Source organism: Paenibacillus sp. FSL L8-0158 (assembly GCF_038592965.1).
Classification (GTDB): Bacteria; Bacillota; Bacilli; order Paenibacillales; family Paenibacillaceae; genus Paenibacillus; species Paenibacillus polymyxa_D.
Genome location: NZ_CP151949.1, coordinates 2,991,335 through 3,008,684, shown reverse-complemented (window position 1 = coordinate 3,008,684; position 17,350 = coordinate 2,991,335). Strand labels below are relative to the sequence as shown.

1 protein-coding gene is annotated in these 17,350 nt (G+C 40.4%); it reads right to left on the bottom strand.

Annotated features, from left to right (window positions below; translation table 11 throughout):
• Positions 1–23 precede the first annotated feature (23 nt).
• Positions 24–17,342 carry a non-ribosomal peptide synthase/polyketide synthase gene (locus NSQ68_RS12990; protein ID WP_342426168.1) on the bottom strand — a complete coding sequence of 5,773 codons (17,319 nt, stop codon included), beginning with the start codon at positions 17,340–17,342 and terminating at the stop codon, positions 24–26.
• Between the last annotated feature and the right edge of the window lie 8 nt (positions 17,343–17,350).

Genomic DNA, 17,350 nt, shown 5'->3' with positions numbered 1-17,350 from the left:
TCCTCCTTAAATACAAACTCTTTTTATTCGAAGTTATTCAATACGTCTTCAAACTCATCCATATTCAGATCGTCTACTGTAAAATCACTGAGTGTAGCTTCTGAATAGTCCATTTCTGCACAATGGGTTATTATGTTTACTAAATGCTTTTTAAAACTCACCGCTACCCCTTCAATAGTACTCTTCTCATACTCGCCCTGGTTGTAGCTAAAGTTTAATTCCAGCTTCCCGCCTTCTACAGTTCCGCCGTTAATATCAATACAATACTCACTTTTATAGTTTGGTCCTGTAGACTCTCCGGCAGGAATATCAGACACTCCAAATAAATTGTCTACATTATCCTGGTTGAATTGACCGAGGTAATTGAAGCTTATTTCAGGGTTTAGATTAAAGTTTAAATCGGCTTTGTTTTCCGGCAAGGTAAGATATTTTAGTATGCCGTAACCTATCCCTTTGTTAGGTATCTGCCTGATGTTTTCTTTTACCGATTTGATCATGCGGGAAATATCGAGTTGTCCGCTGACATCTAACACCACGGGATACTGGGTGGTGAACCATCCCACGGTCCTGCTTATGTCAATGTCTTTAATGATTTCCTCCCTGCCGTGCCCCTCCAGACTGATCAGAACCTTATCATTTCCGGTCCATTCCCTCACTGCTAATCCCAAGGCGGTAAGCAATATGTCGTTTACTTCTGTGTTATAAGCATGGTTTACCCGCTTTAGCATCTTCTCAGTCTCTTCAATACTCAGCTCGATCTTGACGCTATTGTTATTCATATACCTTCTTTCTTCAATCTCTCGGTCTTTTGGAAGCGGTATTGTTTCAGTTTTTTCCAAATTGGTCCAGTAATTTATTTCTTTTAATAGTTCAGGGCTATTGGCATACTCATCAAGCCTCTGTGCCCAATCTTTGAAAGAGTCGGTCTTGTTGCTGAATTTTATTTCATCATTGTTTAGCGCCTGTCTGTATCCTATGTCCAAATCTTCCAGTATGATTCTCCACGATACCCCATCAACTACAAGGTGGTGAATAGCTATTAGCAGGTGGTCCCCTTCTTTAGTCTTAAACAGACCAACCTTAACTAAAGGACCGTTATACAAGTCCATGCTCCTCTGAATCCTCGACGCTTCCAGCTCTATTTTTTCCCGGTAATTATAGCTGTCCCTAAGGTCTACAATTTCCAATGAAAAATGTTCACCTTCAAGGTTTTTGTTGTATTGGAGTATATTTTGATCCTCTATTTTTACCACTGTTCTAAAAATATCGTGGTGCTCTACAAGCTTTGACAATACTTTTCGAATAATAGCTTCTTCAAATCCGTTACGCCCATATATCATTATTTCCTGATTAAAATGATGGATATCCTTGCTGTCTTGTTTATACAACCATCTTTGTATAGGTGTTATCGGTACTATGCCTTCTACCGGGCCTTGATGAATTCTTCGGCTTGTAGATTGTATATATTCGACGAGTTCCTCAATTACAGGATGTTTGAATAAGTCCCGCATTTCAAGCTTTAGCCCATGGACGTTAAGACGCGACATTACCTGTATGGCTTTTATTGAGTCTCCTCCAAGGCTGAAGAAATTATCTTTTACCCCGATGTTTTCAGTTTTTAGTACGTCTTCCCATACTTTGGCCAGTATTTCTTCTCTTTCGTTTCTAGGAACTACATGCTCTACTCCGGTATTAATATTCCCCTGTGGTTCAGGCAATGCTTTCCGATCAATTTTACCGTTGGCATTAAATGGCAGCTGTTCCAGCTGCATGAAATATGCTGGTACCATGTAGTCAGGTAGTTCGTTTAAGAGATGCTCCCTTAGCTCGGAAATGGTCAATTCATTTTCCCCTACAATATATGCACACAGGTACTTCTTCCCTTGCTGCTCTTCCTTTGCAATAACCACTGCTTCCTTAATAGCAGTGTGCTTCACCAGATGTGCTTCAATTTCTCCAAGCTCTATTCTAAAGCCTCTTATCTTTACCTGGTGGTCGATCCTGCCCATGAATTCGATGTTCCCATCAGGAAGCCGCCTTACTAAGTCCCCTGTGCGGTACACTTTTTCGCCGGGAATAAACGGGTTAGGTACAAATTTTTCTGCTGTCAGTTCAGGTCTATTCAAATAGCCCCTTGCAAGACCGCTTCCACCTATCACAAGTTCACCGGCCACTCCTACAGGAGTTAATTGGTTGTGCTTGTCCAGTATATAAAGGTATACATTCTGTAAAGCTTTCCCTATAGGTACTGTTATAAGTTCTTCTGCTATTTTCTTTGTTATACTGTAACCCGCTGCATATATCGTGGACTCTGTAGGCCCATAGATATTTTCCAGAGATGTGTTCTCTGAGACATCGAAAAGCTCATGGACAAGCTTTTTGGGCAGCGCTTCTCCAGCAGCAAAAATATACCTGAGAGTTGATGGCAGTTTTATACCATTATCTTTTAAAGTATGTACCATTATATTCAGCATTGATGGTACAAAGTTTACATGGGTTATCTTATGCTTGTTTATTACCTCTACTAACTCCATAGCTTCCTTTTCCACACCTTGGCGTGATATTACAAGCTTTCCTCCGTTGAGGAACCAGCCAAATATCTCAGCTACGGATACGTCAAAGGTATAAGTTGTTTTAAATAGAAAAGCGTCTTCCGCTTTAAGCGGATACATGGCCTGGAGGGCTGTAATTATGTTTACAACGCTAGTATGCTCAATCATTCCACCTTTGGGCTTCCCTGTCGAACCTGATGTATAAATGACGTACGCAAGGTCCGAGGGTTTGTTTACATTTTCAAGCTTTGAGTTCTCTTCATTTAAATATTCTTCCTCCAGATATATAATATCCGCATCAATCTGCTTATTTTCCATAAAGGTCCTGGAGGTCAAAAGGATCTGGGAACCACTATCGTCCAACAAATACTTTATCCTTGTATCAGGATAATTAGGATCTATCGGCAGATACGCCCCTCCAGCTTTCAATATGGCAAATATCCCCACAATCATCTCAAATGAACGTTCGGCCATAATTCCTACAATACGGTCAGGCTTTACCCCTTTGTTCCTCAATACTCTGGCCAAATGATTTGCCTTTCCGTTCAATTCCCTGTAAGTCAAGTGCTTGTCTTCATATACCACAGCTATGTTGTCAGGTGTCCTTTCCACCTGCTCAGCAAACAGCTCATGTATGGTTTTGTCCTGCGGATAGTCTTTCTTAGTATCATTAAAGTCTATCAGCAACTGCTTTCTTTCTTCATGACTTAATATAATAAGCTTGTCAACTGACCCTTTGGGGTTATGGATAAACATATTTAAAATATTAATAAAATAGTCTATACACTCTTCTGCCTGTTTTCTTTCCAATACTTTGTCCGAGTAGATCAAGCTTATATTAAGATCATCGAATGTATTACTTACTGTAAAGTCAAGACTTGTATTGGTTGCTTCATATTCATCAACTGAAATTCTATCTTTAACATCACCGATTTCTTTGTTTATTATCTCGTTATATATATGAAAATCCACATAATTGAATATGGTATCAAATAAAGGATTTTCCTCTTTGTTTTCTTTTCCGCCCAGGATATTTATGATCTCAAATAAAGGCAGTCTTCCATAAAGCTTTAAGTTTATTAATTTCTTTTCTGCAACTTTTATCAATTCCTCCCATATATCGATTTTATCAAAACACATTTTGACGGGAACCGTATTTAAGAAGCACCCCAGCATCTTATCTCCATCTTCGCATACAGGTCTGTTATTTTCTACCAAACCTACGACAAAGTCATCCTCGTATGAAAGCATATTGAGCATATAAGTGTATGCAGCAAAGCAAAGTGTCTTTAAGCTTACATCATATCTTCTGGCAGTACTTCTTAAATCACCTAAAAATTCCTGACTTAAATGGCGTGTTACATGGTCTACTTTATAAGATTTTTTTGTTTTTCCATGAATATTTGCAGGCATATTCAACCTTTTATATTCACTTAATTCCTCTCTCCAATAATTAATTACTTCCTGGTTGTCCTTAATTGTCATTTGGTCTGCTATATAATCTTTATAGCTGCATTTAAGCCGTGTTGGTATATAATCTTTTTCTTGCTTAAGCTTAGAGTATAGGTTTGAAACTTCCGTAATCAATGAAGCAACACTCCAGCCATCCAGGATAGCATGGTGGAATATCAGAACCAGACAAATATGGTTTGCGTCAAGTTTGAATATTCTTATCCTCCAAAGGGGCTTTGATATATCAAACGGATTCGCTCTGTCATTTTCCAAATATTTGTTTATATACTCAACCTGCCCTGTCCTGCTAAAATTCATGATATCTATCTGCTCAATATCAAGACTACTGCCCTTGTAAACAATTTGCACAGGAGTTTCAAAATCCTCTAAATTAAAAACCGTCCTTAAAATATCATGTTTTGACGTCATTAGAAGCATCGCTTCTTTAAATGCTGGGAAATCAAAGTCTTTGTCATTCAGATGAAATGCAAATTGGTCATGATAAACTGCATTTTCATAGTCTTTTTTGGAATGATAAATCATACCCAGCTCTATGTGACTCATCGGATATATATCTTCCATGTCCGAAGGTAACTTTTCTGAGAGAGTTTCATTCATCAATATTCGCTGTTTAAATAACTCCAGTTCTTCCCTTGCTTTACCCATCTTACTGTTAAAAGCTTCCGTATCTTTTACTTTTAAGAATGCAGACAATCTCTCAATATCAGGATTCATGTATATATCCCTGATTTGGATGTTTATATCCAACTTTTTGCATATTGTGCTGACTAATGATATTGCACGTATAGAATCTCCGCCTATTTTAAAGAAGTTGTCCCTTATTCCTACCTGTTTTGCTCCAAGCACTTCCTGCCATATTTCAACCAGTTTCTCTTCCACTTCATTCCGCGGCGCTACATATTCTGTTCCCGTACTCATACTTCCGTCAGGCTCGGGCAATGCTTTCCTGTCTATTTTTCCATTAGGGGTCAATGGCAGCTTTTCCATCTGCATAAAGTAAGAAGGGATCATGTAGTCCGGGAGCTCTTTTGACAAGTGTTCCCTCATCCCCTGTACGGTTATTTCTTGATCCGGTACGACGTACGCACAAAGATACTTATTTCCGTCAGCTCCTTCTTTGTCCAATACCACTGCTTCTTTTATTGTTTCATGCTTTAATAACCGGTTCTCTATTTCACCCAGTTCTATCCTGTAGCCTCTTATCTTTACCTGATGGTCGATCCTGCCCAGGTATTCTAGGTTGCCGTCAGGCAGCCACCTTGCCAGGTCACCTGTCCTGTACATCCTTTCACCCGGTGCGAATGGGTTTGCTGCGAATTTTTCTTCTGTAAGTTCCGGTCTGTTCAAGTACCCTCTTGCCAGTCCATCCCCTGCTATACATAGTTCTCCCGCTACTCCTATCGGCTGCAGGCCCTTTTCCTTACTCACAACATATAACTTAATGTTATCTATGGGCTTTCCTATTGGTACAAGCTCCAATTCTTCTTCCGTGGAGCAGCCAAAGTAGGATACATCTACTGTTGCTTCTGTTGGTCCGTACAGGTTATGCAGGCTTGTTCCTTTTTCTTTGTACAGCAGCTTGTTGAACTTTTCTACTTGCTTCAGGTTCAGTGCTTCTCCACTGGCAAATACCTGCTTTAAGCTTGCTATTTCCTCTATTATCCCCTTTTCCTCTACATACTCTAAAAATACACTCAACATGGATGGTACAAAGTGCATTGTGGTAACTTTATTTTTTTCGATTGCCTTCACGATTTCTTCCGGATTTTTTTCTCCTCCCGGTATCAGCAGGCAGACTTTGGCCCCAGTAAAGCTCCACCACAATAATTCCCATACCGATACGTCAAAGGTATAGGGAGTTTTCTGCAGGATCACATCACCTTCAGCTATCGGGTATTGCTTCTGCATCCAGTTGATCCGGTTGATTACGGAGTAGTTCTCTATCATTACCCCTTTGGGTTTGCCGGTAGAACCGGATGTATATATTACATAAGCCAAGTTTTCAGGTTTACTAATTAACTTTGGATTTGATACATCCCCAGTAAATAGTTCCTGATTTTCTATGCTAATAAATTCAGCATTTCTGTAACTACCTTTAGCATTTATAAATTTATCCTGTATCAGAATAATTTGGATGCCACTGTCATCAAGCATAAACTGGATCCTGTCTTCAGGGTATTCAGGAGCTATGGGTAAATAAGCCCCCCCAGCTTTTAGGACAGCCATGATCCCTATGATCATTTCCGGGGAACGTTCTACCATAATTCCCACTACACTATCAGGTTTTATTCCCTTTTCTCTTAATTTTCTGGCCAGTTGGTTTGCCTTTTCGTTTAGCTCCCTATAAGTCAGCTGTTTATCTTCAAACACTACAGCAATATTATTGGGTGTCCGTTCCACCTGTTCCTCAAAAATCTGATGGATGGTCTTTTCCCGAGGGTATCCTGCTTTTGTATTATTAAATTCATATAATATTTGATGTTTTTCGTCTTGTGACAGCATATCAATTTCTAATAGCCTTTTTTCAGGAAAGGCTGCTGCCTCTTCCAATACATTAAGGTAATGGGCAATAAGCCTTATAACTGACTCTTTCTTAAACAACCTGGTAGCATACTCCAATTCAAATGCAATACCGTCCTCTGTTTCCTCAGCGTTTAAAGTCAAGTCAAACTTGGATATTCTTACTTCACTGTCATAGGGCATAAACCTTAGCCCATCCATCTTCACTTCTGATGCCTCGATATTTTGCAGTACAAACATAGTATCGAAAAGTGGATTTCTGCCCAGATCCCTTTCCAGGTTAAGCTTATCTACCAGTTCTTCAAATTGGTAATCTTGGTTTTCGTAAGCCCTTAAGGAGTTTTCTCTTACTTCATTAAGGAAGTCCACAAAAGTCTTTCCACCTTGAGGGTGATTCCTCATGGCTAGCGTGTTTACAAACATACCAATAACGTCCTGAAGATCAGTATGCGGCCTTCCTGCAACGGGACTTCCAACTATAATATCTTCCTGTCCGGTGTACTTGGATAAAAGGACATTGTATGAAGCTAAAAGTACCATGTAGAGCGTGGCACCATTATTCACTGCAAGTTTGTTCAGTTTAACAGCAAGCTCCTTGCCTGCTTTGAAACTGATCACATCTCCCTCAAAACTCTGTATAGCTGGCCTAGGGTAGTCTAGCGGCATATTAAGCAAAGGAATTTCTCCTTTGAATACTTGGAGCCAGTATTCTTCCTGCTTACTAATTGTCCCATCAGCAAACAGCCTGTTCTGCCATACGGAAAAATCCTTGTACTGAATCTTAAGTTCCGGAAGTTCCTTACCTTCATACAGGCTCATAAATTCTCTTACCAGTATGTCGTCAGACACCCCGTCAGATATAATATGGTGCTTATCAAACATCATAATATATCTGTCTTCTCCAACTTTTATAAGCCCAACCCTAAGTAAAGGAGCCTCATCAAGGTCAAAGGTCCTAATAAATTCACTGGCTATTTTCGCAGCTCTTTCCTCATCGGTTTCCATATACATAACACTAAAATCCACATTGCTATGGACCTTTTGTACCGGTTTACCATCTATCATATGGAATGAGGTACGGAAAGACTCATGTCTGTCAACAAGCTCCCTAAAAGCCTGTTCAAAGCGCAGTTTATCGAGTTTGCCTTCAATTAGCATAATACCAGGCATGTTGTATGCCATCCCAACTGCGTCAAGCTGGTTTAGAATATACAGCCTTTTCTGGGCGGATGAAATTGGATAGTACTCCATCTCCCCAGCCGGCCCAATAGAATGAAATACACTCTCCTTTGCAATCTTGATGCACTCGGCAACTTCAGACATATTTGGGCTCTTAAATATTTCTTTAAGCGGTATGTTTACATTGAACTCTTTGTGAATCCTGGCAATAAGATTTGCTGCCCTTAAGGAATGTCCCCCCAGCTCAAAGAAATTGTCGTTTCTTCCCACTTTCTCTATACTAAGGATATCCTGCCACAACCCCGCAAGTTTCTCCTCCACTTCACCCAAGGGTGCGACATACTCTATTCCAGCATCGATATTGCCGTCAGGTTCGGGCAATGCCTTCCTATCTATTTTGCCATTGGGAGTCAGCGGCAGCTTTTTTAACTGCATAAAATAGGATGGTATCATATAGTCTGGAAGGTCCTTTAAGAAATGTCCCCTTAGTTCTGCTATTGTTAATTCATTTTCCCCTGCCACATAGGCACACAGATACTTGTTTCCCTTCTGATCTTCCCTTGCAATAACCACTGCTTCCTTTATTGAAACGTGCTTTAGCAGTTGTGCTTCTATTTCCCCCAGCTCTATTCTAAATCCCCTTATCTTTACCTGATGATCTACTCTTCCTAAAAATTCCATATTCCCATCAGACAGCCATCTGGCCAGATCCCCTGTACGATACATCCTTTCCCCTGGTATAAACGGGTTAGGTACAAATTTTTCAGCTGTCAGTTCGGGCCGGTTTAGATATCCCCTTGCAAGCCCTTCTCCCCCTATGCACAACTCACCCAAAACCCCTGTAGGCTGAGGTCTCAAGTGTTTGTCAACAACGTAGTATTTTATATTTTGCATTGGCTTTCCGATAGGTACACTCCCGGATTCCAAATAGCTTCCCAGTCTCTTTTCGTAATAACTGGAATCTATGGTGGACTCAGTAACCCCATAGCTATTAACAACCCGCAGTTTCTCTCCATACCAGGATTGTAATCTTTCATAATCTTCCACAGAGAGAGTATCTGATCCAAGTATAAGCAACTTGAGGCTATCAATAATCAAAGCATTATCATGGATATAATCCATAAGAGGAATAATCAGTGCCGGTGTGGATTCAAAGATGGTTATTTTATGGGTTTTAATAAGTGAATATAATCGTGCAGGATCGTATCTCTCCTCGGATGAACAAATAACCATTTGGCCTCCGTTGAGCAGCGTTCTCGAAACATCTCCCACAAATACATCAAAAGAAAAACTTGCGATTTGCAACAGCTTTACATCCATATCCGCAAGCCTATATTCCTTTTTCCATGCGTAAGATATGTTGACAAGACTTCTATGCTCTATCATGATCCCCTTTGGCTTTCCTGTGGTTCCTGATGTATAAATGACATATGCTAAATTACAAGATTTATTAATGACAGGAAGATTTTCTGTTCTCCCGTTGTAATTCACACAGTCATCAAAGCTTATAATATCAAGATCAAATTTAATTTTTTCTTTATGATGTTCTTGCGTAAGAATAATTCCAGCCAAGCTGTCATCGATCATATATCTGATTCGTTCTTCAGGATATTCGGTGTCTATGGGTAAATACGCGCCTCCTGCTTTAAATACAGCAATTACACCTATTATCATTTCTATGGACCGGTCTACCATTATAGCTACTACACTGTCAGGTTTTAATCCCTTGTCCCTTAAGATCCAAGCCAGTTGATTGGCCTTTTCATTAAGTTCTCCGTAAGTCAAGTATTTATCTTCAAATACTACTGCTATGTTATCAGGCGTCTTTTCCACTTGTTCTTCAAATAGCTCTTGTATGGTCTTATCCTTAGGATATTCTACTTTTGTATCATTGAAGCCATAGATTATTTGCTGTTTTTCCTCCTGGGACAACATATTTATTTCCGACAACCTTTTAAACGGATTTGCGGTTATCTCTTCCAACACGTTAAGGTAATGAGCCGCCAACCTTTTTATAGTCTCTTTTTTGAAAAGCCGAGTACAATATTCAAAGCTAAAAGCCATACCATCTTCACGCTCTATTGCATCAATGGATAGGTCAAATTTTGATATTCTATACTCTAGCCCGTTATTAAAAGGTCTGAAGCTTATACCAGGTACTGCAAATTCTACCTTAGAGGCATTTTGCATGGTAAACATAGTATCAAACAGTGGGTTTCTGCTCATGTCCCTCTTCAAGTTAAGCTTCTCAACCAGTTCTTCAAATTGGTAATCCTGATTGTCATAAGCCCTTAGAGCGTTTTCTCTTACTTCATTCAAGAATTCTACAAAGGTACTATCTCCCTTGGAGTAATTTCTCATAGCCAAGGTATTTACAAACATACCAAGGATATCCTGCAGGTCTGAATGTGGCCTTCCGGCTATAGGGCTTCCAACGATTATGTCTTCCTGTCCGGTGTGCTTAGACAGCAATATGTTGTATGCCGCGAGCAGTGTCATGTAAAGCGTAGCCCCATTATCCCTTGCAAGCTTGTTTAATTTATTCGTAAGCTCACTGCCTGCTTCAAAGCTAAAAAAATCCCCTTCAAAGCTTTGTATTACAGGCCTTGGATAGTCTAGCGGCATATTCAGTACAGGTATTTCTCCCTGGAATGCTTGGAGCCAGTATTCCTCCTGGCTGCTAATTCCGCCCTCATCAAACAGTTTATTCTGCCATACAGCGTAGTCCTTGTACTGTATCCGAAGTGCTGGAGGGTTGTTTCCTTCATAAAGATCCATAAACTCACGAATCAGTATGTCCATGGAGACACCATCGGATATAATGTGATGCATATCAAACATCATAAGATGCCTGTCTTCTCCCGTTTTTACAAGCTCTACCCTTAGCAGAGGAGCCTTGCCAAGATCAAAAGGTCTGGCAAATTCCCCAGCATACTCTGCGGCTTTTTCTTCGTTAGTTTCAAAGTACATCACGCTGAATTCCACATGGTCATGAACCTTCTGGACCGGGTTACCATCGATCATGTGGAACGATGTTCTAAGAGTCTCATGCCTTTTTACCAACTGCCTGAAGACTTCCTGGAAACGCGCTGTATCAATGCTTCCTTCCAGCAGCATAATACCAGGCATGTTGTATGCTGTCCCTGCCCCTTCAAGCTGGTTTAGTATATACAGCCTTCTTTGTGCAGATGACATAGGGTAGTATTCCATTTCTCCTGCCGGTTGGATTGACTGATATAGGCTCTCCTTTGAGTCTTTAATATATCTGGCAATTTCTAAGATGGTTGGTGTCTTGAATATTTCCTTAAGAGGTATGTCTATATTGAACTCTTTGTGAATTCTTGCTACAAGGCTTGTTGCCTTTAACGAGTGTCCCCCAAGCATAAAAAAGTTATCATTTCTTCCTACCTTCTCTATTCCAAGGATATCCCGCCACAACAGCGCAAGTTTCTCCTCTATTTCTCCCGAAGGTACTACGTATTCTACGCCGGTATTAACATTGCTATCGAGCACAGGCAATGCTTTCCTGTCTATTTTTCCATTAGGGGTCAATGGCAGCTTTTCCATCCGCACAAAGTAGGAAGGGATCATGTAGTCCGGGAGCTCTTTTGACAAGTGTTCCCTCATCCCCTGTACGGTTATTTCTTGATCCGGTACGACGTATCCACAAAGATACTTATTTCCGTCAGCTCCTTCTTTGTCCAATACCACCGCTTCTTTTATTGCTTCATGCTTTAATAACCGGTTCTCTATTTCACCCAGTTCTATCCTGTAGCCTCTTATCTTTACCTGATGGTCGATCCTGCCCAGATATTCTAGGTTGCCGTCAGGCAGCCACCTTGCCAGGTCACCTGTCCTGTACATCCTTTCACCCGGTGCGAATGGGTTTGCTGCGAATTTTTCTTCTGTAAGTTCCGGTCTGTTCAAGTACCCTCTTGCCAGTCCATCCCCTGCTATGCATAGTTCTCCCGCTACTCCTATCGGCTGCAGGCCCTTTTCCTTACTGACAACATACAACTTAATGTTATCTATGGGCTTTCCTATAGGTACAAGCTCCAATTCTTCTTCCGTAGAGCAGCCAAAGTAGGATACATCTACTGTTGCTTCTGTTGGTCCGTACAGGTTATGCAGGCTTGTTCCTTTTTCTTTGTACAGCAGCTTGTTGAACTTTTCTACTTGCTTCAGGTTCAGTGCTTCTCCACTGGCAAATACCTGCTTTAAGCTTGCTATTTCCTCTATTATCCCCTTTTCCTCTACATACTCTAAAAATACACTCAACATGGATGGTACAAAGTGCATTGTGGTAACTTTATTTTTTTCGATTGCCTTCACGATTTCTTCCGGATTTTTTTCTCCTCCCGGTATCAGCAGGCAGACTTTGGCCCCAGTAAAGCTCCACCACAATAATTCCCATACCGATACGTCAAAGGTATAGGGAGTTTTCTGCAGGATCACATCACCTTCAGCTATCGGGTATTGCTTCTGCATCCAGTTGATCCGGTTGATTACGGAGTAGTTCTCTATCATTACCCCTTTGGGTTTGCCGGTAGAACCGGATGTATATATTACATAAGCCAAGTTTTCAGGTTTACTAATTAACTTTGGATTTGATACATCCCCAGTAAATAGTTCCTGATTTTCTATGCTAATAAATTCAGCATTTCTGTAACTACCTTTAGCATTTATAAATTTATCCTGTATCAGAATAATTTGGATGCCACTGTCATCAAGCATAAACTGGATCCTGTCTTCAGGGTATTCAGGAGCTATGGGTAAATAAGCCCCCCCAGCTTTTAGGACAGCCATGATCCCTATGATCATTTCCGGGGAACGTTCTACCATAATTCCCACTACACTATCAGGTTTTATTCCCTTTTCTCTTAATTTTCTGGCCAGTTGGTTTGCCTTTTCGTTTACTTCCTTATAAGTCAGCTGTTTATCTTCAAACACTACAGCAATATTATTGGGTGTCTTTTCTACCTGCTCTTCAAACAGTTGATGTATAGTCTTATCCTTAGGATACCGGACCTTTGTATCGTTAAAGTCATATAGTATTTTCTGCTTTTCTTCCTGTGAAAGCATATCAATTTCTGACAACCTTTTTCCAGGATAAACCGTTATCTCTTCCAGAACATTAAGGTAATGGGCTGCAAACCTTTCTACAGTCTCTTTCTTGAACAGCCTTGTGGCATATTCCAAATCAAATGCAATACCTTCCTGGGTTTCCCGAGCATTTAATGTCAAGTCAAATTTGGATATTCTAAATTCATTTGTATAGGGTATAAACTTAAGCCTATCTATCTTCAATTCTGATGAGCCGGTATTTTGCAATACAAACATAGTATCAAAAAGAGGATTCCTGCTCATATCCCTCTTTACATTAAGCTTTTCCACCAGTTCTTCAAACTGGTAGTCCTGATTTTCATAAGCCCTTATAGAGTTTTCCCTTACTTCCTTTAGAAACTCAGCAAAGGTCTTTTCTCCCTGGGGATAGTTCCTCATGGCTAAAGTATTTACAAACATACCTATTATGTCTTGTAAATCTGTATGAGGTCTTCCAGCTATAGGGCTTCCCACTATAATATCTTCCTGCCCCGTATACTTAGACAGCAGTATGTTGTATGAAGCAAGCAATGTCATGTAAAGAGTAGCCCCATTATCCCTTGCAAGCTTAATAAGTTTTCCCGTAAGCTCACTGCCTGCTTCAAAACGGATAAAACCTCCGTCAAAGCTTTGAACCGCAGGCCTTTGGTAATCTACTGGCATATTCAGCACAGGAATTTCTCCATTAAATTCCTGGAGCCAGTATTCCTCCTGCTTCTTTATTTTGTCCCCAGCAAATAGTTCCTTCTGCCAAACAGAATAGTCCTTGTACTGTATACGGAGGGAAGAAGGGTTATTTCCTCCATACATATCCATGAACTCATGTACCAGTATATCCATGGACGTACCGTCAGATATGATATGGTGCATGTCAAACATCATGACATGCTTGTCTTTTCCCGTTTTCACAAGGCCTACTCTTAGCAGCGGAGCAATTCCAAGATCAAACGGCTTTATAAATTCTTTTACGATTTCCCCCACTTTTTCTTCGTCAGATTCTAGATACACTACACTAAAACCCACAGGATCATTGATCTTCTGGACGGGTTCACCCTCTATGAAATGGAAAGATGTTCGAAGGGTCTCATGCCTATTTATAAGCTGTTGGAAGGTCTTCTGAAAAAGCTCCAGATCAATACTGCCTTCAACCAGCAAGCTGCCTGGCATATTGTATGCTGTCCCTGCTCCTTCAAACTGATTTAATATATACAGCCTTCTTTGGGCTGATGACATAGGGTAGTATTCCATCTCTTTAGCAGTTTGGATGGATTGATATATACTCTCCTTTGCTTCCTTCATATACCTTGCTATTTCCGCTATAATTGGAGCCTTAAATATTTCCTTAAGAGGCATGTCTATATTGAACTCTTTGTGAATTCTCGCTACAAGGCTTGTAGCCTTTAAAGAGTGTCCACCTAACATAAAGAAGTTGTCATTTCTTCCTATCTTCTTAATTCCAAGGATGTCTTGCCAAATCAGTGCAAGCTTCTCTTCAAATTCGCCTATAGGCGCTTCATACTCTATTCCCGTATTTATATTACCTTCGGGTTCAGGCAATGCCTTCCTGTCTATCTTGCCATTAGCTGTCAATGGCATTTTTTCAAGCTGCACAAAGTATGATGGTACCATGTATTCGGGCAGTTCTTTTAAGAGATGCTCCCTTAGTTCTGATATTGTCAGCTCATTTTCTCCCGCTATATATGCACACAGGTATTTACTGCCCTGATGGTCTTCCTTTGCAATCACCAAAGATTCCTCAATTGAAGGATGCTTTAGCAGTTGTGCTTCTATTTCACCAAGCTCTATCCTAAAGCCTCTTATCTTTACCTGGTGGTCTATTCTACCCAGGTATTCCATTTCTCCATCAGATAATAACCGGACCAGGTCTCCAGATCTATATAACCTCTCTTCCGGCTTGTACGGATTTTGAACGAACTTTTCCTTTGTAAGCTCCGGTCTTCCAAGATATCCTCTGCAAACTCCGTCTCCTCCTACACAAAGCTCTCCGGCTACTCCAATGGGAACAACTTTCATGTTCTTATCCATTACATATGTTGTAAGGGTTGGTATAGGCCTTCCTATGCTGCTCACATTAGATCTAATTTCTTCCTCTTCTATCTCTTTATATGTGACATGCACTGTTGTCTCGGTTATTCCATACATATTGATGAGTCTAGTCTGCGGGTACTTCTTTCTCCATTCCTTCAACAATGCAGGCTTTAATGCTTCCCCTCCGAATATGACATATCTTATCTTAAGTTCTTTTTCTTCATATGATACTTCTTCATTGGCTATATTATAGAAGGCTGAAGGTGTCTGATTTAATACGGTCACCTTCTCATTCCTTAGAAGTCTCAGATACTCTACATTGCTGCGTGCTGTCATTTTAGGAACTACCACCAATCTGCCCCCATATAACAACGCCCCGTACATCTCCCATACGGAAAAATCGAAACTCATAGAATGAAACATAGTCCATACATCATTTTCGTTAAAATCAAACTGCATTTTACTGTTAAATAACAGCCTTACTATGTTTCTATGCTCTATCATTGCCCCTTTGGGTTTACCTGTAGAGCCTGAGGTATATATTAAGTAAGCTAGATCGGAAGGTTTATTTACCTCCGATAAGTTATATTGTTCATCTGAATATTCCTGCTCATCTTCTAAATTTATTACTGTACCTATTGATGTATATTTGTCTATAAAATGTGATTGGGTCAACAGGATCACTGCCCGGCTGTCTTCCAGCATATGACTTATTCTTTCCTCAGGATAATCTGGATCTATGGGAAGATATGCCCCTCCTGCTTTTAATACCCCTAGGATTGCTACTATCATCTCAAGTGAGCGTTCTGCCAGAATACCTACGATACTGTCCGGTTTGACTCCTTTAGCCCTTAATACATGGGCCAACCCATTTGATTTTTTATTGAGTTCACTAAATGTAAGCTTTTTACCCTCAAATACCACAGCTACATGATCAGGGTTCTTCTCTGCCTGCTCTTCAAAAAGCTGATGGATAGTCTTGTTTTTAGGATACTGTGCCTCTGTAGCGTTAAAGGTATATAGGATTTGCTGTTTTTCTTCCTGTAACAGTACATCAATTTCCCACAACCTTTTTTCAGGGCATGCCGTTATCTCTTCAAGAACGGTAATGTAATGGGTTCCAAACCTTTTTATTGTCTCCTTCTTAAACAGCCTGGTACAATATTCAAGGTTAAATGTTATACCTTCTTGACCCTCTACCACTTCAAGCATAAGGTCAAATTTTGCCTTTCTGCCTTCCAGCCAGTTGTTGTATTGTTTGAAGTTTATACCCGATGCTGCAAATTCTGTCTTGTTTGAAGTGCGCAGTGCAAACATAGTGTCAAAAAGAGGATTCCTGCTCATGTCCCTCATGAGATTAAGTTTTTCTACAAGTTCTTCAAACTGGTAGTTCTGATTTTCAAAAGCCAAAAACGCATTTTCCCTTACTTCCTGCAAGAATTGGACGAAGGTCTTTTCTCCCTCAGGATAGTTCCTTATGGCCAAGGTATTTATAAACATACCAATGATACCCTGCAGGTCAGCATGGGGCCTTCCGGCTACAGGACTTCCAACTATGATGTCTTCCTGTCCAGTGTATCTGGACAGGAGTACGTTATATGCAGCCATCAGTACCATGTATAAGGTAGCTCCATTATCTGTTGCAAGCTTATTTAGTTTGACTGAAAGTTCAGGGTTTATTTCAAAGCTTACAGCATCTCCTTCAAAACTTTGTACCGCCGGTCTTGGATAGTCAGTAGGCATATCCAGTACCGGTATATCACCCTTAAATGTCTGGAGCCAGTATTCTTCCTGCTTCTTTATTGAGTCTCCGGCAAACATCTCCTTCTGCCATACAGAAAAATCCTTGTACTGTATCCGTAGTGGCAAAAGGGTCTTCCCTTGGTACAAATCCAAAAACTCACTCATAAGTATATTGACTGATATACCATCTGATACTATGTGGTGCATGTCAAACATCATAACACGCCTGTCTTCGTTCGTTTTTACAAGTCCTACTCTCAGTAATGGAACTTGGCTAAGATCAAAGGGCGTTATGAATTCTTTGACTATTTCTGCTGCTTTTTCTTCATCCAGTTCCAGGTACGTAATACTGAAATCCACGTAATCATGAACCTTTTGTACTGGTTCACCCTCAACCATATGAAATGATGTGCGCAGAGCCTCATGTCTTTTTACTAGCTCCTTGAATGCCTGTTCGAAGCGTACTGCATCAATGTTTCCTTCCAGCAGTACGACGCCTGGCATGTTATATGCAGTACCTGCTCCTTCAAGCTCGTTTAGTATATACAGCCTTTTCTGGGCAGATGACATAGGGTAAAATTCCTGCTCTCTGGCAGAAGGTATTCCAGAAAAGGCATTTGGCGTATATTTTGAAACATCTTTTCCTTTTTCTTTTAGCATCGTCTCAAATAGCTTTCTTTTTTCTGGAGAAAGAGATTCTATTCTTTTCATCAAATTATCCATAACTTCGT

What these genes read in the sequence shown, in the direction of transcription:
- NSQ68_RS12990 (WP_342426168.1), bottom strand. Translation starts at nt 17,342, where the DNA reads ATGGATAATTTGATGAAAAGAATAGAATCTCTTTCTCCAGAAAAAAGA.